This window comes from Xanthomonas sp. WHRI 7945 (assembly GCF_035026585.1).
In genome coordinates, this window is record NZ_JAYIQP010000007.1 from 115,581 (window position 1) to 138,515 (window position 22,935).

At 69.9% G+C, this 22,935-nt stretch carries 21 protein-coding genes; 10 read left to right on the forward strand and 11 right to left on the reverse strand.

Going from position 1 to position 22,935, the window contains the following annotated elements:
• Positions 1 to 167 precede the first annotated feature (167 nt).
• Both VDQ83_RS07950 and VDQ83_RS07955 read left to right on the forward strand, forming a co-directional pair.
• Complete coding sequence (locus tag VDQ83_RS07950; RefSeq protein WP_455434492.1) at positions 168 to 929, forward strand: AAA family ATPase; 762 nt, start codon at positions 168 to 170, stop codon at positions 927 to 929.
• Between the two features lie 137 nt (positions 930 to 1,066).
• The gene (locus VDQ83_RS07955; protein ID WP_455434553.1) at positions 1,067 to 1,387 is read left to right on the forward strand and encodes a DUF3817 domain-containing protein; all 321 of its coding nucleotides are present in this window, start codon (positions 1,067 to 1,069) and stop codon (positions 1,385 to 1,387) included.
• 121 nt (positions 1,388 to 1,508) lie between these two features.
• On the opposite strand, the gene VDQ83_RS07960 is transcribed toward VDQ83_RS07955, so the two are convergent.
• On the reverse strand, positions 1,509 to 2,042 hold the full coding sequence (locus VDQ83_RS07960; protein WP_309918774.1) for a hypothetical protein: 534 nt from the start codon (positions 2,040 to 2,042) through the stop codon (positions 1,509 to 1,511).
• Between the two features lie 439 nt (positions 2,043 to 2,481).
• Here VDQ83_RS07960 and VDQ83_RS07965 point away from each other — a divergent pair, with 439 nt between their 5' ends.
• The gene (locus VDQ83_RS07965; RefSeq protein ID WP_455434493.1) at positions 2,482 to 2,790 is read left to right on the forward strand and encodes a hypothetical protein; all 309 of its coding nucleotides are present in this window, start codon (positions 2,482 to 2,484) and stop codon (positions 2,788 to 2,790) included.
• 23 nt (positions 2,791 to 2,813) lie between these two features.
• Here VDQ83_RS07965 and VDQ83_RS07970 read toward each other — a convergent pair whose 3' ends face one another.
• A complete protein-coding gene (locus VDQ83_RS07970; protein ID WP_455434494.1) occupies positions 2,814 to 3,917 on the reverse strand; it encodes a DUF1615 domain-containing protein in 1,104 nt (367 codons plus the stop codon).
• A gap of 85 nt (positions 3,918 to 4,002) precedes the next feature.
• A complete protein-coding gene (locus VDQ83_RS07975; protein ID WP_455434495.1) occupies positions 4,003 to 4,824 on the reverse strand; it encodes an NAD(P)H-dependent oxidoreductase in 822 nt (273 codons plus the stop codon).
• A gap of 84 nt (positions 4,825 to 4,908) precedes the next feature.
• On the opposite strand from VDQ83_RS07975, the gene VDQ83_RS07980 reads away from it, so the two are divergent.
• Positions 4,909 to 5,802 carry a LysR family transcriptional regulator gene (locus VDQ83_RS07980; protein ID WP_455434496.1) on the forward strand — a complete coding sequence of 298 codons (894 nt, stop codon included), beginning with the start codon at positions 4,909 to 4,911 and terminating at the stop codon, positions 5,800 to 5,802.
• 138 nt (positions 5,803 to 5,940) lie between these two features.
• Here VDQ83_RS07980 and VDQ83_RS07985 read toward each other — a convergent pair whose 3' ends face one another.
• The 3 genes from VDQ83_RS07985 to VDQ83_RS07995 all read right to left on the reverse strand — a co-directional run bounded on the left by VDQ83_RS07985 (position 5,941) and on the right by VDQ83_RS07995 (position 8,965).
• Positions 5,941 to 6,798: a class I SAM-dependent methyltransferase gene (locus VDQ83_RS07985; RefSeq protein ID WP_455434497.1), complete on the reverse strand. Its 858-nt coding sequence runs from the start codon at positions 6,796 to 6,798 to the stop codon at positions 5,941 to 5,943.
• 253 nt (positions 6,799 to 7,051) lie between these two features.
• The gene (locus VDQ83_RS07990) at positions 7,052 to 8,251 is read right to left on the reverse strand and encodes a peptidoglycan-binding protein (protein ID WP_455434498.1); all 1,200 of its coding nucleotides are present in this window, start codon (positions 8,249 to 8,251) and stop codon (positions 7,052 to 7,054) included.
• Between the two features lie 21 nt (positions 8,252 to 8,272).
• On the reverse strand, positions 8,273 to 8,965 hold the full coding sequence (locus VDQ83_RS07995) for a hypothetical protein (RefSeq protein ID WP_455434499.1): 693 nt from the start codon (positions 8,963 to 8,965) through the stop codon (positions 8,273 to 8,275).
• Positions 8,966 to 9,391: 426 nt separating this feature from the next.
• On the opposite strand from VDQ83_RS07995, the gene VDQ83_RS08000 reads away from it, so the two are divergent.
• Together VDQ83_RS08000 and VDQ83_RS08005 are read left to right on the forward strand one after the other, a co-directional pair.
• On the forward strand, positions 9,392 to 10,267 hold the full coding sequence (locus tag VDQ83_RS08000) for a DMT family transporter (protein ID WP_455434554.1): 876 nt from the start codon (positions 9,392 to 9,394) through the stop codon (positions 10,265 to 10,267).
• Between the two features lie 177 nt (positions 10,268 to 10,444).
• Positions 10,445 to 11,356: a CorA family divalent cation transporter gene (locus tag VDQ83_RS08005; protein ID WP_455434500.1), complete on the forward strand. Its 912-nt coding sequence runs from the start codon at positions 10,445 to 10,447 to the stop codon at positions 11,354 to 11,356.
• Between the two features lie 52 nt (positions 11,357 to 11,408).
• On the opposite strand, the gene VDQ83_RS08010 is transcribed toward VDQ83_RS08005, so the two are convergent.
• Positions 11,409 to 11,768 (reverse strand): hypothetical protein, encoded by a 360-nt coding sequence (locus tag VDQ83_RS08010; RefSeq protein ID WP_263397012.1) that lies wholly within the window; start codon positions 11,766 to 11,768, stop codon positions 11,409 to 11,411.
• A 301-nt stretch (positions 11,769 to 12,069) separates the two neighbouring features.
• Here VDQ83_RS08010 and VDQ83_RS08015 point away from each other — a divergent pair, with 301 nt between their 5' ends.
• Together VDQ83_RS08015 and VDQ83_RS08020 are read left to right on the forward strand one after the other, a co-directional pair.
• Positions 12,070 to 12,969, forward strand: a complete 900-nt coding sequence (locus VDQ83_RS08015) for an AraC family transcriptional regulator N-terminal domain-containing protein (protein WP_455434501.1) — start codon at positions 12,070 to 12,072, stop codon at positions 12,967 to 12,969.
• 137 nt (positions 12,970 to 13,106) lie between these two features.
• The gene (locus tag VDQ83_RS08020; protein ID WP_455434502.1) at positions 13,107 to 15,200 is read left to right on the forward strand and encodes a gluconolaconase; all 2,094 of its coding nucleotides are present in this window, start codon (positions 13,107 to 13,109) and stop codon (positions 15,198 to 15,200) included.
• Between the two features lie 455 nt (positions 15,201 to 15,655).
• Here the strand turns inward: VDQ83_RS08020 and VDQ83_RS08025 are convergent, their stop codons facing one another.
• Positions 15,656 to 16,126, reverse strand: a complete 471-nt coding sequence (locus VDQ83_RS08025) for a DUF4410 domain-containing protein (RefSeq protein ID WP_263397015.1) — start codon at positions 16,124 to 16,126, stop codon at positions 15,656 to 15,658.
• Positions 16,127 to 16,278: 152 nt separating this feature from the next.
• A complete protein-coding gene (locus VDQ83_RS08030) occupies positions 16,279 to 17,055 on the reverse strand; it encodes a transporter substrate-binding domain-containing protein (RefSeq protein WP_455434503.1) in 777 nt (258 codons plus the stop codon).
• Positions 17,056 to 17,334: 279 nt separating this feature from the next.
• On the opposite strand from VDQ83_RS08030, the gene VDQ83_RS08035 reads away from it, so the two are divergent.
• Positions 17,335 to 18,321, forward strand: a complete 987-nt coding sequence (locus tag VDQ83_RS08035) for a hypothetical protein (protein WP_455434504.1) — start codon at positions 17,335 to 17,337, stop codon at positions 18,319 to 18,321.
• A gap of 620 nt (positions 18,322 to 18,941) precedes the next feature.
• Positions 18,942 to 19,715, forward strand: coding sequence for a lytic transglycosylase domain-containing protein (locus VDQ83_RS08040; RefSeq protein WP_263397018.1), 774 nt, complete (start codon positions 18,942 to 18,944; stop codon positions 19,713 to 19,715).
• A 480-nt stretch (positions 19,716 to 20,195) separates the two neighbouring features.
• Here VDQ83_RS08040 and VDQ83_RS08045 read toward each other — a convergent pair whose 3' ends face one another.
• Together VDQ83_RS08045 and treA are read right to left on the reverse strand one after the other, a co-directional pair.
• On the reverse strand, positions 20,196 to 20,891 hold the full coding sequence (locus tag VDQ83_RS08045) for an AIM24 family protein (RefSeq protein ID WP_455434505.1): 696 nt from the start codon (positions 20,889 to 20,891) through the stop codon (positions 20,196 to 20,198).
• Between the two features lie 51 nt (positions 20,892 to 20,942).
• Positions 20,943 to 22,634, reverse strand: a complete 1,692-nt coding sequence (treA, locus tag VDQ83_RS08050) for an alpha,alpha-trehalase TreA (protein WP_455434506.1) — start codon at positions 22,632 to 22,634, stop codon at positions 20,943 to 20,945.
• Between the last annotated feature and the right edge of the window lie 301 nt (positions 22,635 to 22,935).

Here is a 22,935-nt window from a genome sequence, read left to right on the forward strand (position 1 = left end):
CGATGCGTGGCTGACGCCGTGCGGCCGATCCGTGCGTGCAGCACGTGTGGATCGGCGCAGGAACGGCCATGGCGGATGCCCCGCGCTGCGCGCGCATTGCGCGCAGCGCGTGTCGCCGCGAAACTTGGCGCAGTAACGCCGGCTTCCTGCCGGCCGGGAGGGAGCCCGTGCGCGCGATCGATGCCGAGCACTATCTGATGGATGTGACGTTGAAGCAGGACCGCGTGGCGTCGATGCAGGCTTGGCCGTATTCGCTGCCGGCGGTGCGCAACCTCGGCGTGCTGCGCTTCCATCCGAAAGTGACCTTCATCGTCGGCGAGAACGGCAGCGGCAAGTCGACCCTGTTGGAAGCCATCGCGGTGGCCTGGGGCTTCAATGCCGAGGGCGGGACCAGGAATTTCAACTTCAGCACGCTGGCATCGCACTCCGAGCTGCACCAGGCCTTGCGCCTGGGCCGCAGCGGCCGCCGCGCACGCGACGGATTCTTCCTGCGTGCGGAGAGTTTCTACAACGTCGCCAGCGAGATCGAGCGCCTGGATGGGGCGCCGTCGTTCGGCGCTCCCGTCATCGACAGCTACGGCGGCGTGTCGCTGCACGCGCAGTCGCATGGCGAGTCCTTCTTCGCGCTGATGCTGCATCGCTTCGGCGGCAACGGCTTCTACGTACTCGACGAGCCGGAGGCGGCGCTGTCGCCATCGCGGCAGATGGCGATGCTGACGCGTCTGCATCAGTTGGTGCAGCAGCGCTCGCAGTTCGTCATCGCGACCCATTCGCCGATCCTGATGGCGTACCCGCATGCCGACATCCTGCAGATCGGCGAGGATGGGCTGCAGCGCGTCGAGTATCGCGACACCGAGCACTACCGGCTGACGCGCGCGTTCCTGGAGCGGCCGCAGCGCATGCTGGACAGGCTGCTCGAGGACGATTGAAGGCGCAGCGGTGCGTCACGGTCAAGTGCCGGTACCAGTGCCGACTCTGTAGAATGGCATCGCCAGCGGGCGTCGCCGCCGCCATCGCGTCGCGGCGTCTTCCTTTCCCACTGGAGTTGCGCGTGCCTTCCCATCCGATTTCGCCTGTCGGCCGTCTGTTCGCCGCCGCGGCCTTCTTCGAAGGCCTGACCTGGGCCGGGCTGCTGCTCGGCATGTTGCTCAAGTACGGCACCCAGACCACCGGACTGGGCGTATGGCTGTTCGGCCGCCTGCACGGGGTGGCGTTCCTGGTCTATCTGGTCGCCAGCGTGATCGCCGCGGTTCGGCTGCGCTGGCCGTGGTGGGCGTGGTTGTTGAGCCTGCTGGCGGCGTTGCCGCCACTGGTCACGGTGCCGCTGGAAATGTGGTTCCGCCGCATCGGGCTGCTCGGCTTGCCGCGGCAGCGCGCGGCGCGCTAGGCGCGGCAGGCCGGGCGCACGCTGCGCGATCTTGCGCTCGGCACTCAGCTCCCTGTTCAAAGGCGCCAGACAAAAAAAAGCGGCCCGGAGGCCGCTTTTCCTGCTGCATTAGCGCTACCGCTCAGCCTTGGGTCACCAGCTTGATGTGGTGCTTCTTGGCGTAGGCATTCTGCGCGGCGTCCAGCGCGGTGGCGTCCTTGTCGAGGGTCTCCGATTCGGTGTTCAGCCGCTCCAGCAGCGGCTGCACCTGCGCTTCGGTATAGCCGTCGGGCAGTGCGGCGATCTCCTGCAGCGTCGCCAGCACCGTGTCGGCGCCCTTCTGGTAGGCCTTCAGCTTGGCGTCCATGTCCTGCGCGTCTTCGGGAATGCCGAAGCCTTCGTAGGCCTTGCCGCTGCTGGCGATCTGCTTGCGCGGGTTGTTCAGCGCGTTGCGGTGGGGCTGCATCGACTTCAGCGCGCTCGCATCGGCCAGCAGTTGCTCGCCGCGCTCGCCGCCGAGCCACGGCTCGGTCACCGTGCCGATGCCATTCCAGGTCGAGACGTTGTACATCAGGTAGTCGTCCGGCGACATGTTCTTGTTGCCGGTGGTGGGATCGCAGGCGGACAGCACGGTCGCGCACAGGGCGAGCAGGACGAGGGTGACGAGATTCTTCAAGAGGATTTCCTTGGGACGAACGAGGTACGGGCCGGGCGACCGGCACGGTAACGACGGGACAAGGAAGTCACGCATGCGGCATGCCGGGGCGAGACCGGCGCGATCATCCTTGATGGGTGCAATGGCGGCAGTCCGGACGGTGCGCGGCCTGCCTTGGCGATGCGCGGCGATTATACCGGCAACGCGCGCGGGCAGCTCCATTGCGCACGACGGACTTGTCCGCGGCGGCTATCATGCCACCCCGCGCAGGCACGCCAGAGCCGCTCGCGGCGCCGATGTCGCGCACCGTTCGCGGACGGGCGCGATGCGTCCTGCGTCGCGATCCTCGCCGCAGTCGCGCCAGCACGTACAAGCGTGTCAGGCATGCGGGGATGCAAGGGACGACAGGCGACGACCGCGAAGGAGCGAGACGATGGGCAAGCACACACGACGGCGACCGATGCACGCGGCGCCCCCCGGGCGATGGCGGCGGCTGGGCGATCGCCTGCGCCGGCCGGCCCTGCTGCTGGCCGCGGCGCTGCTGGTGACCACCGCGCTGTTGAAGCTGTTCCTGCTGATGCAGGCCGTGTCGCGCGGCGTGCTGGTCACCAGCGGAGCGCGCGGCGGTCCGTCCCGGGTGTATCGGCTGGATGCCGACGCGGGGCAATACTGGTTCTGGATCGCCTGGGACGGGGTATTCACTGTCGCGTTGCTGCTGCTGGCCGGCGTCTTCGTGTGGACACTGCTGCCGCCGCGCAAGCGGCGGTAGCGCCCGGCCAGCACGCCGCGGCGTCACTTGCCCATGCAGCGGCGCCAGCGCTCGGCGACGCGCTGCGCGAACCAGGCGGTGGTGAGGGTGCGGGTGATCTTGGGGCTTTCCAGGGTGATGCCGGGCAGCACCGCGCGCGGCAGCGGCTTGCCGGCGCTGCGCTCGGCCAACGCGAAGACCTTGCGGTACAGCGCTGTGTCGCCGAAGTCGGCAGCGTTGCCGCGCTCCAGTGCGCGGCGGATCTCCTGGTCGCGCAGCGCCAGCCGTTCGCCAAGGCTGCGCGCGGCGCGCTCGGTGGTGCCGGGCTGGTCGATGCCCGCGCCGGGAATCAACAGATCGCCGTCCAGCGCCAGGCTCATGCCGCTGGCCTTGGACAGCGCGGCCTGGAACGCCGCATTGCGGCTGGCGTACCAGCCGGCGTTGAAGTCGGCGAAGCGATACAGCAGTGCGTCGTAGTCGCTCGGGTAGCCGAGCAGGTGCCGCGTGCCGAACCAGACCCCGCCGCGGCGGCCGAACACCTCGTGGCGCACCGTGTCCTGCACCGGATACGGATACCCGTCGGTATGCGCCTCGGCGAAGGCAATGCTGACCTGCATCGGGCCACCGGTGCGCACCGGGTTCAGATCGCCGAACAGGCGCTGGCCCAGCGGCACGCTGCCGGCGACGTCCTCGAAGATGGCGCTGAGTTCCTGCTCGGTGCGTGCCGCGGCGATGCGCTCGCCATAGCTGCGGCCATTGGGCGACTTCAGCGCCAGCGCCGCATCGAGCATGAACCCGGGCACGTGCAGCGCCGCCGCGCGCCGGTCCAGTTCCGCGCGCGACAGTTTGCCGAGCCCAGGCACCGGCGGATTGGCCCGATAGGTTGACTCCTGCTCGATCACCGCCAGCACCGCGCAGATGTTGTCGGCGCTGGTGGCCATCTCCTGCGAGGACAGCGCGACATAGACGTCGTTGGCCCAGCCGCTGCGGTCGGGAATCGTCGCCGGAATGCGCCGTGCGATGTCGGCCTTGACCTCGGCCGGGGTGCGCTCGGGCGCGCGCGGCGCCTGCGTGGCGCATGCGCCCAGCAGCACGGTGGCGCACAGGACGAGCAGGCGGGCGGGCGTTGAGAAGGGCAGGCGCTGCATGGATCCGATGGCAGGCGCGACACCGTTGTCGCATGCGCCATCCTACAGGCGCGTCGGGCTGCGATGCGCCATGCGCGAGCCGGGCCTAGCGTGGCGCTTCGGCCTCGCTGGGCGTCCGGACATGCGCCGCGAATCCGGTCCGGCCAGGGGCGACCTCCGGCCGCAGCATCAGTTCCGGAATGGCGTAGTCGCCGCCGTTCTGCGTGCGGAACGCGATCGGCGGCGTGCTCCATAGCGTGTCCAGGCGCTGGCCGAGCGCATCGCGGGTCTGTGCGAACCGGTCCGCATCCATGCGGCTGGTGCGGTGGATCACGAACGGCGGCAGCACGTCGAAGCCTGGATAGTGCAGGATGCCGTGCTGGATCGGGAACAGCAGCTCGTCGATCGGGCCGTTGATGCCGCGCGGCGCGTAGTGCGACTCCCAGCCGCCGGTGCTGACGATCAGCATCGCGCGCTTGCCGGCCAGCGTGCCCTCGCCGTAGCGGTCGCCCCAGCGCGCATCGGAATGTTCGCCGACGCCATAGGCGAACCCATACGCATACACGCGGTCCACCCAGCCTTTCAGGATCGCCGGCAGCGAGAACCACCACAGCGGGAACTGCAGCAGCACCGCGTCCGCCCAGCGCAGCTTGTCCTGCTCGGTGGCGATGTCCGCGCTTTGGCGGCCGTCGGCGAAGGCGCGCTTGGAAGCGAGCGACGGATCGAAGCGGTCGCCGTCCGCGCCGTCCGCGCCGTCCAGGCTGTCCAGGCTGTCCTGCGCGTCGAGCGTGGACTTCCATCGCATCGCGTACAGGTCCGACACCTGCACGTGGTGCCCGGCGGCCTGCAGGCGCTGCACGGCGAAGTCCTTGAGGGCGCCGTTGAGCGACCTCGGTTCGGGGTGGGCGTAGACCAGCAACACGTTCATGGGCGGGCTCGGTGACGGGATGCAGGCAAGGTAGGCCGCGGCCCGCTATAGTGGAAATGAATTGAGGGAATTCCAGCTATTGCCATGCTTAATTTCGGACGCCTGGACCTGAACCTGCTGCTGACCCTGGACGCGCTGCTCGCCGAGCACAATGTGACCCGTGCGGCCGCGCGCCTGCACCTGTCGCAACCTTCGGTCAGCGTGCACCTGGCCAAGCTGCGCGAGGCGCTGGACGATCCGCTGCTGCTGCCCGGGCCGCGCGGCATGCGCCCGACCGCGCGCGCCGACGCCTTGCGCGCGCCGCTGCGGCAGGCGCTGGAGACGCTGCAGCGCGCCGTCGCGCCGGCCACGCCGTTCGATCCGGCGCAGGCCGGCAACACGTGGCGCGTGGCGGCGACCGACTACGGCGAATCGACCATCGTGCTGCCGGCGCTGGCGGCACTGCGCCGCGCGGCGCCGGGCACGCGCCTGGCGGTGCTGGAGATGTCGCCGTTGCAGATCGCGCGCCAGGCCGAGCAGGGCGAGATCGACCTGGCCCTGCATACGCGCGAGGATGCGCCGCCGAACCTGCGCCAACGCACGCTGTTCGCCGAGCGCTACGTGCTGGCCGGCCGCGCCGGGCATCCGCGCCTGCAGCGGCGGCCGACGCTGGCGCAGTTCTGCAAGCTCGAACACGTGATCGTGTCGCCGGATGGCGGCGGTTTCAGCGGCGTCACCGACGCGGCCCTGCACGAACGCGGGTTGCAGCGCCGGGTGGTGCTGTCGGTGCCGCATTTCCTGTTCGTCATCGACGCGCTGTTGCGCACCGATCTGGTGGCGATGCTGCCGGAGCGGCTGCTGCGCGATCAGCCCGGCCTGAAGGTCTGCGCGCCGCCGGTGGAGGTGGCCGGTTACGAGATGGCCATGCTGTGGCACGAGCGGGTGCACCGCGACCCGGCGCATCGCTGGCTGCGCGAGCATATCGCCGCTTCGGTTTGAATGGGGCACGTTTGGGTTTCGGGTGTGCTGCACGCTATCGGAGTGGTTCGGACGGCGTCGGGTTGGCCGCTCGCGGCGGGCTGTCTGTCGCGGCTGAAGCCGCTCCTACAAAGGGCGTGCGACAACGGGTCGAACTGGCTAGCGGCGTGTCGCCAATACGCCGTCCAACGCCAGCTCTGCGCGGAAGCCGGCCTTGTCCAGGCGCTTGGCCACCTCGCGCGGCACATCGCGGCCGCTGGTCAGCTTGTTCGGGCTGCCGGTGTAGTGGAACAGCCGCCCGCCGCGGTGCAGCACCCGCGCCAGCTGGTCGTAGAACACCTGCGAATACAGTTCGCCGGCGATGCCGAAGCGCGGCGGGTCGTGCAGCAGCGCATCCATCGACTCGCTGGCGATCGCGCCGATCGCCTCGGCCACATCGGCGTGCGCGAGCTGCAGGCGGCCGTCGCTGGCCGCCGGATCCGGCGACCACGGATTGAGCGTGCGCAGCCACAGCACGTCGGCGTTCTTCTCGAACGAGTGCAGCTGCGCCACGCCGGCCTCCAGCGCGCACGCGGCGAAATAGCCGAGCCCGCCGCACGTATCCAGCACTCGCTTGCCGCGCGGTTCGATCAGCGCGACCTTGCGCCGCGCATCCTCGAACGGCGACAGCTGTGCGCTGGGCAGCATCTTGATGCCGTCGATCTCGAAGGTCGGCGCACCCCATTCGGTGGGCACCAGCTTGATCAGCGCGCCGCCGAAGCGCGACACCGGCGCGAAGTCCTCGCCGTCCCAGTAATAGATCGTGCGGTCCTTGAGTTTCGGCGGATACGGGTAGGTCTGCCCGCCCCACTGCCAGCCGTCCGCGGCGAGCAGCGCCTGACCCTCGCTGCGCTGCAGATCCAGCGAGCCGGACCAGCGGGCGGCGCCGCCATCGCGTGCGGCAAGCAGCGCTGCGGCGAGCGGGCGGGTCAGCAGGGGGCCGGAGTAGGGATTCACGGGGTTGGCACGTTGCGTCATCGAACGCCAGATCAGCGGTCGTGACGAAGGAGGGGATGGGGCTGGCATCGTAACCGACGCGCTGCGGAACGGATATCGCCGCTGTGGAGGATCTGCGGCCTGGGGCAGCGTAGTTGTCGCTTCCCGCAAGGTCGCCGCCACGCAGTTGAAGATTCATTGGCTAAACGCCGCAAGACTCTCGGGCAACGGTGGCCTGAAGCGCCAAGGCCCCGCGGAAGCAGGGCCTTGGCGTGCAGACAGCGACGTTTGGTACTCAGGCCGTCATTCCGCCCCGTGCCTGCGCAGGCTCCTGCTGGAGCGTGTGCTGTTGCTGCAGTTCCTGCCCGCGCTGCTGGCTGTGCAGATCGATTTGACGCGTGCTCTCCTGCAGCGGCGGCGCCTGCTCGAGATCGACGCGCGCGCGGAAGCCCGGCGTGGTGCCGGCGACGAAGGCAACGTTGTCGCGTACCGTCACTTCCTGGATCTGCTGCGGGCCGTTGACGCCCTCGGCCTTCGCGGACTGCAGGGTATACGCGACCTGGGCGTCGGTGGCGTCAGGCATGCGTTCGCGTAGATGCTCGAAGTAGGGGTTCTCGGGATGCGTCGCTTCCGAGACCAGCGGCGTTTGCTTGGCCTCGGCCAGCGCCTCTCGCGTCTTGCGTCCGACGACCGCGTCGTCGTCCAACCCGTGCGCGCGCTGGAAATCCTGCAGGGCGTGGCGGGTATTGCGGCCGAAATCGCCGTCCGGGTTCAGCGGCTTGCCGTCGGCGCCGCGGTAACCCAGTTCGGACAGCTGTTCCTGCAGTGCGCGCGTCTGGTTGCTGCGTTCGTCTCCGCCCATGCGCGCCAATTGGTCCAGCGTGACCTTGCCGCTCTGGATGTCGGCGACCAGTTCCGGAGTGATGGTCTGCGCCCATTGGTCCGCGGCTCGCACGCGCTCGTCGGCGCCATTGTCGCCGCCGTTGATGATGCGTCCGGCGGCACGTGCATCGTCGCGCAGGTTCTGCGGCACGCGGTCTTCCCAGTAGGCCACCGCGAGGTTGGCGGCGGTCTGCGGCTCGGCGGCCAGGTCGGGATTGTTGGCAAGGTCGACACCGAAGCGTTCGCCATAGCGCTCGTAGTTGTCGCGGCCGGTGTACTGCAGGTAGCCGCGGCCATGGAAACGCCAGCCGTCGCCTGGCTCGGTGTTGCCGATATCGGGGCGGTTCTCGTACATCACGGTGGCGATGCGCTGTGGGTCGCGACTGGCGACGGCCTCTTCGACCTGTTGGCGAGTGAAGCGGTCGTCGGCAGAGGACACCGCGCCGATCAGGCTGTCGGCCGAGGTGTAGCCCATGTTCTCGTGCATGCGGCGGAAGTGGCCGGTCTCGACGGCCGCGTTCCCCATCAGGTTGGCCAGTTCCGCGGGCGAGGTGATGCCGGAATCGACCGCGGTCTTCAACAGCAGTGCCGAACTCTCGTTGAAACGGGGCATGTTCTACTCCTTGAGATGGGGCTATTGGATAACGGCCCGGTGCTTGTCCATTGCCTTTTGCAGTTGTTCCGGATCGATCTGCGCGATAGGGGTCCAGGGAAGGTCCGCGGGATAGCGCACCGTTCCACGAAGCACGTCCATCGTGCCGGTCTTGGGGTTCTCGGTCGGTGCGGCGCTGCTCGCTTCGGCGAGATACCACGCTTGTTTGGTGGTGTCGTACTTCAGGGTGTAGGTGACGTTGCTGCGCGCCTGCTGGTTGATGTAGACGATTTCCTGGGGTTTGAGGGTCAGGTTGTCGTCCAGGCGCGTCGCATTCCGCGCTACGTCGTTGTAGAGGCAGTCGACGGCCTGCGGACTGCGATCGGACACGGTCCATGCCTGGCCCGTCTGTTGCAGCACCAGGAGTTCGCAGGTATTGCCCGAGGCGGCGGCGGTGGCATGACGGACGATGGCCACGGCATCGTCCTGGCCGTCGCCGGTCAGGTCGTGGTTCTTGAAGGCGAGGATGTGGTCGTCCGGCTTGAGCAGCGGGCGCAGCGACGCCTCGCCGAAATCGGCCTCCGTGGCAATGGGAGGCGGAGCGCTCGCGACGGCTGGACTGGCAGCGTTAGCGTTGGCGGGCGGCGCCGCTTCCGCAGATTCTGTGGCGGCAGGCTTGCAGGCCGCCAGGCTCGCGGCGATCAGCAGAGGTAGACACTTGTGTAGTGAGGTCATTGAACGGCTCTCCGGATCTGCAGGCGCGATTGCGCACATGGCGAACGGGCTAGAGGAGCGGAAACCGTCATGTCCAAGGAGGTGGCACCTCTCCCTGTGCTTCATGCGGCATCCCGTTCCATGGACGCGGCCGCGAGCGTAGGCCCGTGGCGATGGCCGCGTTATAGCAAGGGAATGCTTAAGAAATCGTTTCGGCTCAAAAAGCGGCCCGCGCCGAATCGATGCATGGCCGCGAGGCAGCGCCTCCGCCGGACGCAGGGTCGGGATCGGACGGGCTATGGCAAGCGGTTTGCATCGAACGCATATCGGCGGCGAGTCCCAGATCCGTCGCCATGCCGCCTCGCAAACGGGTACCCCACCGGCATAATGCGGATCTCTCTCGCGTCCATGTCGATACGGACGCTCTCCGATCGCAAGAGGCTCATGATGCTCAAAGGTGTGCTGCTCGGTTTCGCCTGCTACGCCGCCTATTCGATCAGCGATGCGTTCGTGAAGGGCCTGGAGGGCGCGCTGCCGGCCTACGAAGTGGTGTTCTTCGGCGCGCTGCTGATGCTCACCGCGCTGCCGTTCCTGAAGAAGCGCGGCGACCGCTGGCGCGAGGTGGTGGTGGCGCAGCGTCCCAGCATCTGGTTGCTGCGCGCGTTCACCGGTGCGATCGGCAATCTCTCCGCGGTCACCGCGTTCACCCTGTTGCCGATGGCCGAGGCGTTCGCGCTGATCTTCCTGATGCCGATCTTCGTCACCTTGCTGTCGGTGCTGCTGCTCAAGGAAGAGGTGCGCTGGCGGCGCTGGCTGGCGGTGATCGTCGGCTTCATCGGGGTGCTGATCGTGCTGCGGCCGGGCTTCCGTCACCTGGGCGAGGGCCATGTCGCGGCGATCGTCTGCGGGCTGGTCGGCGCGGTGTCGGTGATCAGCCTGCGCATGGCCGGGCCTGGGGAGAAACGCCTCACGCTGTACGGCGCCGGCGTGCTCGGCCCGTTGCTGATGGGGGCGCTGCTGATGCTGCCGACCTTCGTGTGGCCGACGCCGCAGCAGTGGCTGCTGCTGGCCGGCTACGGCCTGCCCGCCGGGCTGGCCGCGATCTTGCTGATGTACGCCTCGCGCGCCGCACCGGTCAGCGCGGTGGCGCCGACCCAGTACAGCCAGATGCTGTGGGCGATCGGTTTCGGCCACTGGCTGTTCCACGATCACCTGGACTGGCCGATGCTGGTCGGTATCGCGCTGATCCTGGGCGCCGGGCTGTTCACCCTGGTGCGCGAGGAGAAGGTCACGCAGTGGTGGCGGCGCACCAAGATCGTGTGACGCGGCGGTGCGCTGGCGCCGGGCGATGCGGTCAAGCGCCGCGGCGCGGCCCGCGGCTGATGCCGGCACGCGGCGGGGGTGCCGCACGCCGCAGCTGAATCGTCCGGGTTTGGGCGCGTTGACGCTTCACCCGCGGCGGAGGATGCTCGCGCCCTCTCCGCCACGAAGCCGATCCCGATGATCACGATCCACCGCATCGCCGGAACGTCCGCGCAGCCGTTCTGCTGGGTGGACCTGTGCCAGCCCAGCGGCGAGGAGCTGGCCGAGGCCGACCGGAGCGTGGGCTTCGCCTTGCCCACGCGTGCGGCGATCGGCGAGATCGAGTTCAGCAGCCGGGTGCGCATCCAGGGCGATGTGCTGTTCCTCAACGTGCCGCGGTTCCAGGACGAGGACGGCCCGACCGCGCCGCTGGGCTTCGCGCTGTCGCCGCGGGTGCTGGTGACCCAGCGCGAGCAGCGCATGGGTTCGCTGGAAGCGGTGGCCGCGAAACTGGAGCAGAGCCCGTGCCGGACCAGCGACGATCTGCTGCTGCGCCTGCTCGACCAGGTGGTCGGGCAGCTGGCGGACCGGCTGGAAGCGCTGGAGGCGGAGATCACGGAGACCACCCGCGTGGCCTTCGACCAACCGCACACCTCGCGCGACCTGGAGCGGATGCTGCACGCGGTCGGCGGCATGGGGCGGCGGCTGGGCGGCATGCACAACGCCGGCCAGGGCCTGTTGCGCCTGGCCACCTACCTGGACGGCGCCGCGCCGGACTGGTTCGGCGCCGATGCGGCCAAGCGCATCAGCCTGTTGCACAAGGACCTGGTCACCCTGAGCGAGTTCGAGCAGCACCTGGACGACCGCGTCGAGTTCCTGCTCGACAGCGTGCTGGGCATGATCAACATGGACCAGAACAACGTGATGAAGGTAATGGCGGTGGCGTCGGTGGTGGGCATCCCGCCGACGGTGCTGGTCGGCATCTGGGGCATGAACTTCGCCTACATGCCCGAACTCAAGTGGCACGACGCCTATTTCTGGGCGCTGGGCGTGATCGCGCTGAGCGTGGTGCTGCCGCTGGCGTGGTTCCGGCGTCGCGGCTGGGTGTGATGGCGTCGCACGATGGCGGCCGCCTCGATGGGCGGCACCGCCGGCGCCTGCGCTAGGCCGCGAGGCTGTCGGCCTCGGCTTCGGCTTCGCTATCGCCGGGCTCCTCGCCGCTGACGTGCTGCACCGGCGCGATGTCCCAGGACACCGTGTCCGGATCGATCAGCGCGTGGATCGCAGCGCCGCGCAGCTCGCGCATCAGCCGCCGCGCCGAGGCGGTGCCGTGCGCCACGCTGTCCCACAGCAACATGTCGACCACGGTGCCGTCGCGCCGCCGCGCGATGCGCCGCGAGCGGAAGCCGGGCTGGCGCTGCAGCCAGGCATCGACCTCGGCGTTGGCGCGCAGGAAGGTGCGCCAGGTGCAGTCCTGCAGGCGGAAGGTGGTGATTTCCAGGGCTTCGGTATGCGCTTGCATCGGTTCAGCCCTGCGTTTTGCGCGGCGCGGCGCGGTGGTGGGAGGGGCAACGGCGCGCCGTCGCGGCGGCGCTCGGCGCGTTGGGGGAAGGGGAGGGGAGCAGGATGGGCATGGGAGCACTCCGGTAGACGCGGCGGGGGATCCAGCCTGCACAGGATGCGAGCGCGGCGCCGCGGCGCGTTATCGCGATCCCGCGGAATTCTTGTCCGATCCTGCAAACCGTGCCGCGGCGGCGTCCGCGCCGCCGCAGCATCAGGCAAGCTGTACGTCCCTGGATCGACCGCCACTGCGCCTTACGCCGATGACCGCGCTTGCCGACCGCTACCAAGAAATGGCCACCCTGGTTGCCCGATTGACCACCGCCGATGGCGATGGCGACACCGCCATCGACGGCTTCTTCTGTTCGCACCGCACCGCGCCGTCGCCCAAGACGCATACCGCGCAGTGGCCGTGCTTCGCGCTGGTGGTGCAGGGCGAGAAGTGCCTGAGCCTGGGCACCGAGGAATACCGCTACGGCGTCGGCAACTACCTGTTGGTGGCGCTGGACCTGCCGGTGGTGTCGCGGATCACCCAGGCCAGCCCGGAGCGGCCGCTGCTGGGCGTGGGCATGGCGATCCGCCCGGACCGGCTGCGCGACCTGCTCGAGCGCATCCCGCTGCCGGCGCAGGCCAGTGCCGTGTGCGTGCGCGGGGTATCCGTCAACACCGCCGACCCGGCGCTGCTGGATGCGGCGCTGCGCATGCTCAGGCTGCTCGAGCGGCCCGAGGACATCGCCGCGATGGCGCCGCTGATCGAGCAGGAGATCCTGTATCGCCTGCTGACCGGCCCGTGCGGGCCGAACCTGCTGCGCATCGCGCAGGAGGACAGCCCCAGCAACCGCATCGCCAAGGCGATTGCGTGGCTGCGCCAGCACTATGCCGAGCCGGTGCGGATCGAGGACCTGGCGCGCCAGGTCAACATGAGCGCCTCGTCGCTGCACCACCATTTCAACGCGGTGACCGCGATGACCCCGCTGCAATACCAGAAGCAGTTGCGCCTGCGCGAGGCGCGGCGACTGATGGTGGTGGAGCGGATGGACGTGGGCTCGGCCGGCTATCGCGTCGGCTACCAGAGCCCCTCGCAGTTCAGCCGCGAATACAGCCGCCTGTACGGCCGTTCGCCGCGCAACGACCTGGCCGAGCAACTCGGCCTGGCGGGCTGATCGCGCTTCCGATCCGAACTGGCGCCGCCCGTTGCGGACGCATGCGCTGAAGCCACTGCGATGCACCGCGCCGCAGGCGCTTCCCTGCGCCGCGCGCTTTCTCTAAGGTGCCTGACCATTCGTCGCGCGGGCAGGGCATGAGAAAGACCGGGGTGTGGCTGCTGTCGCTGGCGCTGGTATCGCTCGCGGTGTTCGCGTGGTGGTCGAACCTGCGTCCGCACAGCGCGGCGCGCGCTTCCAGCGCCCCGGCGCCGACGCCGCTGGGCTGGCTGGCGCAGTTGCAGTGGGTGGCCGGCGACGGCGTGCGCGGCCTGGCCGATGGCGCCGCGGCACGCGCACGCTTCGCCGATCCCTACGGCATCGTGGTCGATGCGCACGGCACGCTGTACGTGGCCGATGCCGGCGACAACAACCGCATTCGCCGCATCGACCGCGACGGCACGGTCGCCACTGTCGCCGGCGGCGCCGAAGGTTTCGTCGACGGCATCGCCAGCGCGGCGCGGTTCGATACGCCCTCGGGCATCGCCGTGGATGCGGCGGGCACGCTGTACATCGCCGATACCGGCAACCACGCGATCCGCAAGCTCACCGCGCAGGGCGTGGTGACGACATTGGCCGGCGACGGCATCGCCGGCTTCCGCGACGGTCCGGCGGCGCAGGCGCGCTTCAACGGCCCGATGGGCGTGGCGGTGGATGCGCAGGGACGCGTCTACGTCGCCGACACCTACAACGACCGCATCCGCGTGATCGAGCGCGACGGCCAGGTGCACACGCTCGCCGGCGGCGAGCGCCCCGGCTATGCCGATGGCCTGGGCGCCGCCGCACGCTTCGATACGCCGACCGACCTGAAGGTGGATCGTGCCGGCGTGATGTGGATCGCCGACCTGCGTAACAACGCGATCCGCCAGCTGCTGCCGGACGGACGGGTGGTCACCCTGGCCGGCGCCAGCGACGCGTCGCCGCTGGCGCGGCCGCTGAGCCTGGGGCTCACCTTCGACGGGCACTGCTACGTCGGCAGCGACGATGGCCGGGTGTTGCAGGTCACTTCGACCGGGCACGTGCTGGTGTTGTCCGGCGAACGCAGCGAGACCAGCCTGGCGCGTCCGGCAGGCATCACCGTCGCCGCGAACGGCGTGGTCTACGTCACCGATGCCGGCAGTGCGCGCGTGCACCGGTTGCTGCCGACCACGGCGCAGGCCGCTGCCGCCGCCGCGCCGGCGGTGATCGGACCTGCCGCCGCGCAACCGCTGCCGCTCACCCGCGGCCGCTGGCCGCTGAGCCCGCAGGACGGCTGGCACGAGGTGGTCGGCACGCTCGGCGAAGTGCGCGGCAACTACCAGGGCGAGAGCCGCGACCATCTGCATGCCGGCCTGGATATCCGCGGCGACGTCGGGCAGACGGTCTACGCGATCGCCGACGGCAAGGTCGCCAGCGCCAGCGCGACCTGGGCGCTGGGCAAGCTGGGCGAAGGCATGGCGCTGGACCAGCTCGGCTACATCCACATGCGCGTGGGCCGCACCGCGCAGGGCACGGTGCTGGACCCGCAGCGCTTCCATCTGCTCGTCGACGACAGCGGCGCACCGGAGCGGGTGCGGGTGCTGCGCGGCACCCGCTTCGCCGCCGGCGAGGCGCTGGGCACGATCAACGCGATGGCGCACGTGCACCTGAACGTAGGCGCCAGCGGCTTCGAACGCAACGCGGTCCTGCTGGGCTTCCGCGACTACGCCGACCACTACCCGCCGCAGATCCAGCGCATCGAGCTGCGCGATGCCGCGGGCCAAGCGCTGCCGGCGACGCGCGGGCGCGTGCGGGTGGCGCGCGGCAACGGCGGCGTGCAGATCGTGGTGGAGGCCTGGGACCAGGTCGACCGCAACCTGCCGCGTCGGCGCCTGGGACTGTATGCGCTCGGCTACGAGGTGCTCGATGCGCAGGGCCGGCCGTTGCCTGGCGCCACGCCGGCGCGGCCGAACATCGAGTTCGATCGGATGCCTGCCGATCAGGAGGCGGTGAAGCTGGCGTACGCCGCCGACAGCGGCATCACCGTGCACGGCAGCGCGCGGACCCGCTTCCGTTACGTGGTGACCAATACCGTGCGCGATGGCCGCATCGCCGAAGGCCTGTGGCAGCCGGACGCGCTGCCCGCTGGCGACTACCTGATCCGCATCGCCGCGCGCGACTACAGCGGCAACCAGGCCACGGCCAACCGCGATCTGCCGGTGACGCTGGAGTAGGCGCGGGGCAGCGCATCGGAGTGTTCAGGCGGCGCGCCGGCTGGAGAGACGGCTGTGGAATCGCTTCTCTTGTCCATCTGCAGGGATGAAATCCCTTGTGGGAGCGACTTCAGTCGCGACGGGGGGTGTATCGGGAAAACCCGTCGCGACTGAAGTCGCTCCCACAACGCTGCGTTGGCGTCGAACGTCCGGGTGGAAAGTGCTCGGGCGCCATCATCGGCGGGCCTCATTCGCGACGGCCCTGGAGCCGCTTTCTTGTCTATCCGCAGGGAAACCCATTGTGGGAGCGACTTCAGTCGCGACGAGGGATGCCGGGAGCACCCGTCGCGGCGGAAGTCGCTCCTACACTGCTGCGTTGGCGTCGAGCGGCCGAGCGGAAGGCGCTCGCGCACGGTGATCTCGCGCGCGGGACACCGGTTGCGTCCCCGCGCAATGGCGATCGCTAACGCATGCGCCTACTGCAGCTGCTTGAGCCGTTCGACGATTTCTTCGGCATGGCGGCCGACCAATCCTTCGGAGGTGCCCCAGGCGCTGGTATTGGTCGACTCGACATCGAAGCGCGCCGCGGTCTTGCCGTCCGCGCCGGCGACTTCGATCCGGCTCTTGATCTTGTCGCGCCCGGCCATGATGCCGGCCCAGAAACGCGCCCCGTTGCTGCGCATGTAGTAGTGGTCGATGGTGATCGTCATCTTGCGCGCGTCCGCCTTGCCTTCGGCACCGCGCAGATGCGCCGCGTCCAGCTTCTCGTCGAGCTGGCGCTGGAACATGCCCAGGCTTTCGGCATCGGTGTCTGCATTGCCCTTGATCTGGTACCAGTAGGTTTCCGGCGCGGCGGCCTTGTAGCTCTGGCGTACCACGCTGTTGGTCGAGCACCCGGCCAGCAGCATGACGCCCGCCAATGCGAGCGCGCTCCATACGTTCTTCATGATGTCCCCTTGTCGATGTCCTTTTCTGCCGGGGCGATCGCCGCCGGCGTCGGCAGCATAGCGCGGCGTCGATGCCGCTGCCGCTGTCTCTGCCCCAACGATTGGTGCCGCGCGGAAGCAGCTGCGGCGACGCGTCGTTCGCGTTGCCGAGGCTAGTCCGCATCCCCCAGCCACGGCGCCTGCGCCTTGCGGTACTCGCCGCTGGCCTTGCTCAGGTGCAGCCACTGGTCCACGTAGGCCTTCCAGGCCATGTCGTCGCGCGGCAGCAGGAACGCCTTTTCGCTGTACTGCAGCGGCTGCTGCGGGTTCACCGCGCACAGCCCGGGAACGCGGCGCTGCTGGAAACGCGCTTCCGACGCGTCGGTGATCATCACGTCGGCGCGGCCTTCGGCCAGTTCGCGGAAGATCGCGGTGTTGTCGTCGGACAGGGTCAGCCGCGCCTGCGGCAGCTCGCGGCGGGCGAAGGCCTCGTTGGTGCCGCCGCGCGGCTCGATCACCCGCACCTCGGCGCGGTTGATCTGGGCGACGTCGCGATAGCGGTCCTGGTCGGCGCAGCGCACCAGCGGGATCTTGCCGTCCACCTCGAGCACGGCGCTGAACCAGGCGTGGCGTTGCCGCGGCAGCGACACCGAGATGCCGCCGACGGCGATGTCGCAGCGGTCGGCGAGCAGGTCCGGCAGCAGCGTCGCCCAGCGCGTGGGCACCCAGCGCACCGGCACTTCCAGGCTGGCCGCGAGCGATTGCGCCAGGGCGATGTCGATGCCTTCGTAGCGGCCGTCGGCGCGCAGCAGGCTGTGCGGCAGGTAGTCGCCGGTCGTGCATACGCGCAGCGCGCCGCGTTGCGCGATGGCGTCCAGGTGCGACGTCGCGGCGGCTGCCGGCAGCGCCGCGGCCGCGCTCAGCAGGCAGGCGCCCAGCCATCGGATCATTGCGTTCTCCAAACTCAGGATATCGGGGGCGCCGGCGTGCGCTGGCTGTACGCCGGCTGTCGCGGTGTCGGCGCGCGCCACCTTAGCCGGTTTCCTCGCCGCATGGCGCAGCGTCAAGCGCGGCAGGGGTTTTGCACCTGCAATCCGGCGGCGCATGCCGGGACATGGCCGTTGTGGACGCCGGCCGACACGTTTCGGCACAGGAACTCACGGCACCATAGCGGGGTCCGGAGACAATCCTCCGGTGGACGTATACCTCGCTATGGAATCTCGATCGTCGTGACGTCTGCGCCTGCGGAAGACCGGCTGCTGCGCCTGGGCGCGGCGGCCACCACCTTGCTGATCCTGCTGCTGCTGGGCCGATTGCTGCTGATCGCGCCGTCGCCGCCGCCGGCGCATGCCCACGATGCGCTGCGGTTGGTGTTCGTGCCGCGGCCGGTGCAGGTCGCCGCACCGCAGCCGCAATCGCCGGCCGCCCAGTCCGCGCCGCATGCCGCGGCACGGCGCGCGCCGGCCGCCGCACGCGCGGCGCAAGCGCCGCTGCCGCCACCGACCCGCACCGCCGCCCCCGTGGCCACGCAGGCCGCGCCGATGAGTGCGACGCTGTACACCCGCGACGGCAGCGCACGGTTGCCTGACGGCGTGGCGGTGGATCCGTTCGCCGAGGCGCAGGGCACGCCGCCGGGCACCACCAACCCGCGCGACCTGGCCAAGGCCAAGCGCCTGCTCGAGCGCCCCAATCCGATCGACTATCGGCGCACCCGCTTCGACAAGGACTGGGCCAGCGACGGCACCCTGGGCGACGTGGCGATGCAGGGCATCGGCGATGCGATGAAGAAGATGCTGCCCAAGAGCACCCATCAGCCGGCGGTGGCGCGGCCTCCGCCGGAGGTGCGCTTCAATCCCGGCTTGCACGAGCGCCCGGGCGATCTCGGCAGCGAGGCCACCGGCGACGCCTACAAGGCCGCGCCGATCGCATTCGAGAAGGCGCCCGGGCTGGACGGCGAGGCCAGCCGCCGCATCCGCAAGGCGATCGGCGAGCTGGAGCGGCGCCGCGCGGCCTGCCCGGCGCCGCAGCGCAGCCGCCTGCTGCAATCGGTGCTGGACAACCTGGATGCGCTGCAGCGGGTGGAAAACGCCATGGCCAAGGGCGCCGACCCGATCCAGGCGCAGCAGACGCTGCCGCGCGCCGCCGACAGCGCCTACGACCTGGCGCGGCGCGCGCTGTGGTACGCGGATCAGAAGCTGGCGGTCTGCGCGCCGTAAGGGGGCGCAGGCCGCTTGCCTTTGTAGGAGCGGCTTCAGCCGCGACAGGCAGCCGAAGGTTTCTGTCGCGGCTGAAGCCGCTCCTACAGTGCACACACCATCGTGGCGGGGCGTTCCTCGCTCGTGCCGGCGGCCGGTGCGCAATGGTACGTGCCCAGAGGTTGGCGACTTGCGCGCCCAAGTTGTTCGCCCGTTGGCCTGCCCTTGTAGGAGCGGTTCAACCGCAAAGGAAGAAGCCATCCGGTATCCGGCTTCGATGCAGTCGGGACTGAAGTCCCTCCCACAGTGCACCCAGCCGGCTCGCCGCAAGTCCCTGTGGGAGCGGCTTCAGTCGCGACGAACGGAGTCGGGATCCGCGACGGTTTTCGGCAGCCTGTCGGGACTGAAGTCCCTCCCACAGTGCACCCGGCCGGCTCGCCGCAAGTTCCTGTGGGAGCGACTTCAGTCGCGACGAACGGAGCCGGGAACCTCGGCAGCGTCGGTGACCTGTCAGGGACGCTGCCCCACCTAAAGTGCGCGTCAAAGCCTCGGTCGAAAGGGGGCCCATTGCGGTCCTCACCCGCGCCGACGCCCGGTGCGCGATGATGCGCGCCCACCTTTGCCCGTCCTGCAGCCCACCCATGCCCGGTTCCCGAACGCTGCTGATCCTGTTGCTGTCGTGCTGCGTCGCCGCCGGCGCGCAGGCGCGCACGGTGTACCGCTGCGTGCGCGACGGCACGGTCAGCCTGGCAACCGCGCCGGAGCCGGGCTCCAAGTGCACGCCGAAGGAGCTCGACGATGCCGCGATCGCCACGCCCAACCTGTGGGGCAGCATGGGCGTGTTCAGCGGCACCTTGTACGAGCGCGAGCAGGACGGGCGCCTGGTGTATTCCACGCGCAACCTGCCTGGGTCGCGCCCGTACCTGCGCTTCACCGCGGTGACCCCGCCGGGCGAGGCGGCGCACCCGGGCCTGGGCAAGGTCGGCGCGCCGCAGTTGAACATGCACGCCAAGCAGTTCCGTGCCGCGGCGCGCGCCACCGGCGTGGACGATCCGTGGCTGCGCGCGATCGCGCATGCCGAAAGCGGCTTCGACGCCGCCGCGGTCTCGCCGAAGGGCGCGCAGGGCGTGATGCAGCTGATGCCCGAGGTGGCCAAGGAATACGGCGTGGCCGATCCGTTCGCCGCCGACCAGTCGATCGCTGGCGGCGCGCGCTACATGCAGTCGCTGCTGCGCCGCTACCAGGGCGACCGCACGCTGGCCGCGGCCGCCTACAACGCCGGCATCGGCACCGTGGCGCGCTACCGCGGCGTGCCGCCGTATGCGGAGACGCGCGAGTACATCGACAAGGTGCTGGCGCTGTACCAGCGCTACCGCGAGGCGATGGGGATCAAGGCGGAGACGCCGGCGCAGTAGCGCGCGTTGCGATCGGGCGCTTGCGGGTCGCGTGGTCGCGCGCGTCGCTGCCGACGCGCGCACGATCGAACCTGGCATCCGCACACATCCCGCAACGGTGCGTTCGCGCAGCGCACGGCATCGCATGGGGCATGGCGTACCGACCCGGCGGTCATGCACGGCATCCGGCCATTCCATCGGCAAGCCAGGCTGGCCGCGTGTGTGCCAGGCCTCAGCTCCTGGCCTGCAGCGCCACTTCTTCGTACGGCTGCACCATTCCCAGCCGTCGCCGGCGAAACGCAGCTGGATGCTCTTACCGGAGTCGCGGCCAAGCAGCGTGCCCAGGCTGACGCCGGCGGCGAGCTCTCAGCTCCTGGCCTGCAGCGCCACCTCCTCGTACGGCTGCACCATTACCGAGCCCTCGCCGGCGAAACGCAGCCGGATGCTCCCACCGGAGCCGCGGCCAAGCAGCGTGCCCAGGCCGAGGCTGGCGGCGAGCCCTCAGCTCTTGGCCTGCAGCGCCACTTCCTCGTACGGCTGCACCACCACCCAACCGTCGCCGGCGAAGCGCAGCTGGATGCTCTCGCCCGAGCCGCGCCCGAACAGCGTGCCCAGGCTGACGTCGGTGATGATCTCCGGGGTCAGCCCACCGGACCAGGCCACGGTCGCGTTGGGGTCGGTGAACACTGGCCCGGTCTGCGCGTTGACCGGCAGCGTCAGCGGTTCGTAGTGCGAGGTGATGGCGACGATGCCGTGGCCGCTCAGGCGCACGTTGAACAGGCCGCCGGAGAGCATGCCGGCGACCTTGCGCATCATGGTGATCTGGCTGTCGATGCCGGACTCGGTGGCGAGCACGTCGTTGCCGTTGACGAAGATCGCCTCGCCGGCCAGGCGCAGCAGGGTGATCTTCTTGCCGGCGTCGGCCAGGTACACGCGGCCTTCGCCCTCGACCTTCATCAGCTGCATGCCTTCACCGCTGACCGCTTTCTTAAGCAGGTTGCCCAGGCCCTGTTCCATCAGCCCCTGGCGGGTGAACTTGACCGCGCCCTTGCGCGCCACCATCGCCCCGGCCTTGGCCCAGACCAGACCGTCCAGGCGCACTTCCAGCAGGTGCGGGTTTTCCAGTTCGAACGCGTCGGCGGACGCGTCCTTCTCGCGCGAGGCGGACAGGAATTCGGCCAGGGTGCGTACGCTCATCGTCGGTCCTTGGTGTGGGCAAGGACCGCAGCATACCCGCCGGCCGGCGCCTCAGGGCGTGGCCGGCTCCGCCTGCCGCTGGCGCTGCGCCGCCGGTGCGGCCGCTGCCGGCGCCGTCGGCGTGGCATACAGGTCCAGCAGCAGCAGGGTCACGCCGTTGGTCCAGCCGAAGCCGTCCTGCAGCGCGTATTCGCCGCCGCCGCCGCCGCTGGCCTGCGCGTCCACACCGTACTTCTCCACCAGCTTGTGCTGCTGCGCGAACAGCGCCTGCACGCGGGCCAGGAAGCGGCTGCCGATGCGCTGCGCCAGCGCGTCCTGGCCGTAGCGGCGCAGGCCGTTCACCGCGATCCACTGCAGCGGCGCCCAGCCGTTGGGCTCGTCCCACTGCTGGCCGGTGTGCAGCCGGGTGCTGGCCAGGCCGCCGGGACGCAGCAGCTGCGCCTGCACGGTGTCGGCGCTGCGCTTGGCGCGCGCCGGCGAGGCGACGCCGACGAACAGCGGATACAGCGCCGCGGCGGTGACCTGGTCGCGCAGACGGCGCTGCTGCCAGTCGTAGTCGGCGTAGTAGCCGGCGTCGCTCCACAGGTGCTTGTCCATCGCGGTCTTGCGCGCGCCGGCCAGGGCCGCGTAGTCGGTGTCGCAGCCGGCCGCGCCGGGGGCCTTGGCGCAGGCCAGGGCCAGGGTCGTTTCGAGGTGGTAGAGCAGGCTGTTGAGGTCGACCGGGACGATGGCGGTGGTGCGGATCGTGGCCAGGGTCTTGCGGTCGCCCAGCCAGCGGCTGGAATAGTCCCAGCCGCTCTCGGCGCCGGCGCGCAGGTCGCGGTAGACCTCCGCGGCCGGGCGGTCCTTGGCCTGCGCGGCGGTGCGTACGTCGTGCAGCCAGGCTTCCGGGCGCGGGGTGTCGCGCGCGTCCCAGTAGCGGTTGAGCAGGCTGCCGTCGGCCAGCCGCACCACGTGCGCATGCGCGCTGCCCGGGGCCAGCGCCTGCGCGCCTTCCATCCAGTACGCGTATTCCTTCTGCAGCTGCGGCAGGTAGCGCGCGTAGGCGGCGTCGCCTTCCACCTTGGCCTGCAGCTGCACCATGTGCGAGAAGAACGGCGGCTGCGAGCGGCTCAGGTAATAGGTGCGGTTGCCGTTGGGGATGTGTCCGTAGGTGTCGATCAGGTAGGCGAAGTTGTCCAGCATCTGCCGGCTGCGCTCGGTCTCGCCGCTCTCGACCAGGCCGAGCATGGTGAAGTAGGAATCCCAGTAGTAGACCTCGCGGAAGCGCCCGCCCGGCACCACGTACGGCTGCGGCAGCGACAGCAGGCTGCTGTGCGCCGGCACGTCCACCTGGCGCCGCACCAGCAGCGGCCACAGCGCGTCGATGTGCTCGCGCAGGCCGGTGTCCTGGCGGATCGCCTCGGTCTGCACCGGGCCGGATTCCTCGAAATTGGCGGCGACGAAGCGGCGCAGGTCGAAGCCCGGCTGCTGGCGCTGGGCCAGGTAGTCGGCGTTGATCAGCGCCGGGTCGCGCAGCGGCAGCGCGTCGACGAAATGCTTCTGGTCGTCGAACAGTTCCTGCTGCTGCACCGCCTGGAACAGCTCGGGGTAGGCCAGGTCCGGGGTCAGCGGCACGGGCGTGGGCGCGGTCTGCACCGCCGCCGGTGCGGCCTGCGCGGCGGCGGTGTCGCAGCTGCCCAGCAGCAGGCCCAGCGACAGGCTCAGCAGCGGGGTGCAGCAAGGAGGAGCGGCATGGCTCATCTCGGGTCCAGAGCAGGATGCGTGCGGCATGGTAAACGACCGAAGGAGGAGACGGGAGACCGGCGGCGGTGGCGGCCGCGTGCCGACGAAAGAAGAAAGCGCAGCGCGGTCCGGGCCGAGGCACGACGCAGGCGGCCGATCTGGCGATATCGGCCATGCGCCGGCTGGCTTGAATCGGAGGGTGGACGGCTGGGACATGCGCAAAGCGATGCAAGAGCGGGGCCAATCGCGCTGCGGCGCGGATTCCGCGGCGCGTCGGAGGCGGCCGCCATCGGTTTGATCGCCATGGCCCATGGCCCGG

Coding starts and splice junctions, on each gene's coding strand:
- VDQ83_RS07965 (WP_455434493.1), top strand. CDS start 2,482: ATGCACGCGGCGCCCCCCGGGCGATGGCGGCGGCTGGGCGATCGCCTG.
- VDQ83_RS07970 (WP_455434494.1), bottom strand. CDS start 3,917: ATGCAGCGCCTGCCCTTCTCAACGCCCGCCCGCCTGCTCGTCCTGTGC.
- VDQ83_RS07975 (WP_455434495.1), bottom strand. CDS start 4,824: ATGAACGTGTTGCTGGTCTACGCCCACCCCGAACCGAGGTCGCTCAAC.
- VDQ83_RS07980 (WP_455434496.1), top strand. CDS start 4,909: ATGCTTAATTTCGGACGCCTGGACCTGAACCTGCTGCTGACCCTGGAC.
- VDQ83_RS07985 (WP_455434497.1), bottom strand. CDS start 6,798: ATGACGCAACGTGCCAACCCCGTGAATCCCTACTCCGGCCCCCTGCTG.
- VDQ83_RS07990 (WP_455434498.1), bottom strand. CDS start 8,251: ATGCCCCGTTTCAACGAGAGTTCGGCACTGCTGTTGAAGACCGCGGTC.
- VDQ83_RS07995 (WP_455434499.1), bottom strand. CDS start 8,965: ATGACCTCACTACACAAGTGTCTACCTCTGCTGATCGCCGCGAGCCTG.
- VDQ83_RS08000 (WP_455434554.1), top strand. CDS start 9,392: ATGCTCAAAGGTGTGCTGCTCGGTTTCGCCTGCTACGCCGCCTATTCG.
- VDQ83_RS08005 (WP_455434500.1), top strand. CDS start 10,445: ATGATCACGATCCACCGCATCGCCGGAACGTCCGCGCAGCCGTTCTGC.
- VDQ83_RS08010 (WP_263397012.1), bottom strand. CDS start 11,768: ATGCAAGCGCATACCGAAGCCCTGGAAATCACCACCTTCCGCCTGCAG.
- VDQ83_RS08015 (WP_455434501.1), top strand. CDS start 12,070: ATGACCGCGCTTGCCGACCGCTACCAAGAAATGGCCACCCTGGTTGCC.
- VDQ83_RS08020 (WP_455434502.1), top strand. CDS start 13,107: ATGAGAAAGACCGGGGTGTGGCTGCTGTCGCTGGCGCTGGTATCGCTC.
- VDQ83_RS08025 (WP_263397015.1), bottom strand. CDS start 16,126: ATGAAGAACGTATGGAGCGCGCTCGCATTGGCGGGCGTCATGCTGCTG.
- VDQ83_RS08030 (WP_455434503.1), bottom strand. CDS start 17,055: ATGATCCGATGGCTGGGCGCCTGCCTGCTGAGCGCGGCCGCGGCGCTG.
- VDQ83_RS08040 (WP_263397018.1), top strand. CDS start 18,942: ATGCCCGGTTCCCGAACGCTGCTGATCCTGTTGCTGTCGTGCTGCGTC.
- VDQ83_RS08045 (WP_455434505.1), bottom strand. CDS start 20,891: ATGAGCGTACGCACCCTGGCCGAATTCCTGTCCGCCTCGCGCGAGAAG.
- treA (WP_455434506.1), bottom strand. CDS start 22,634: ATGAGCCATGCCGCTCCTCCTTGCTGCACCCCGCTGCTGAGCCTGTCG.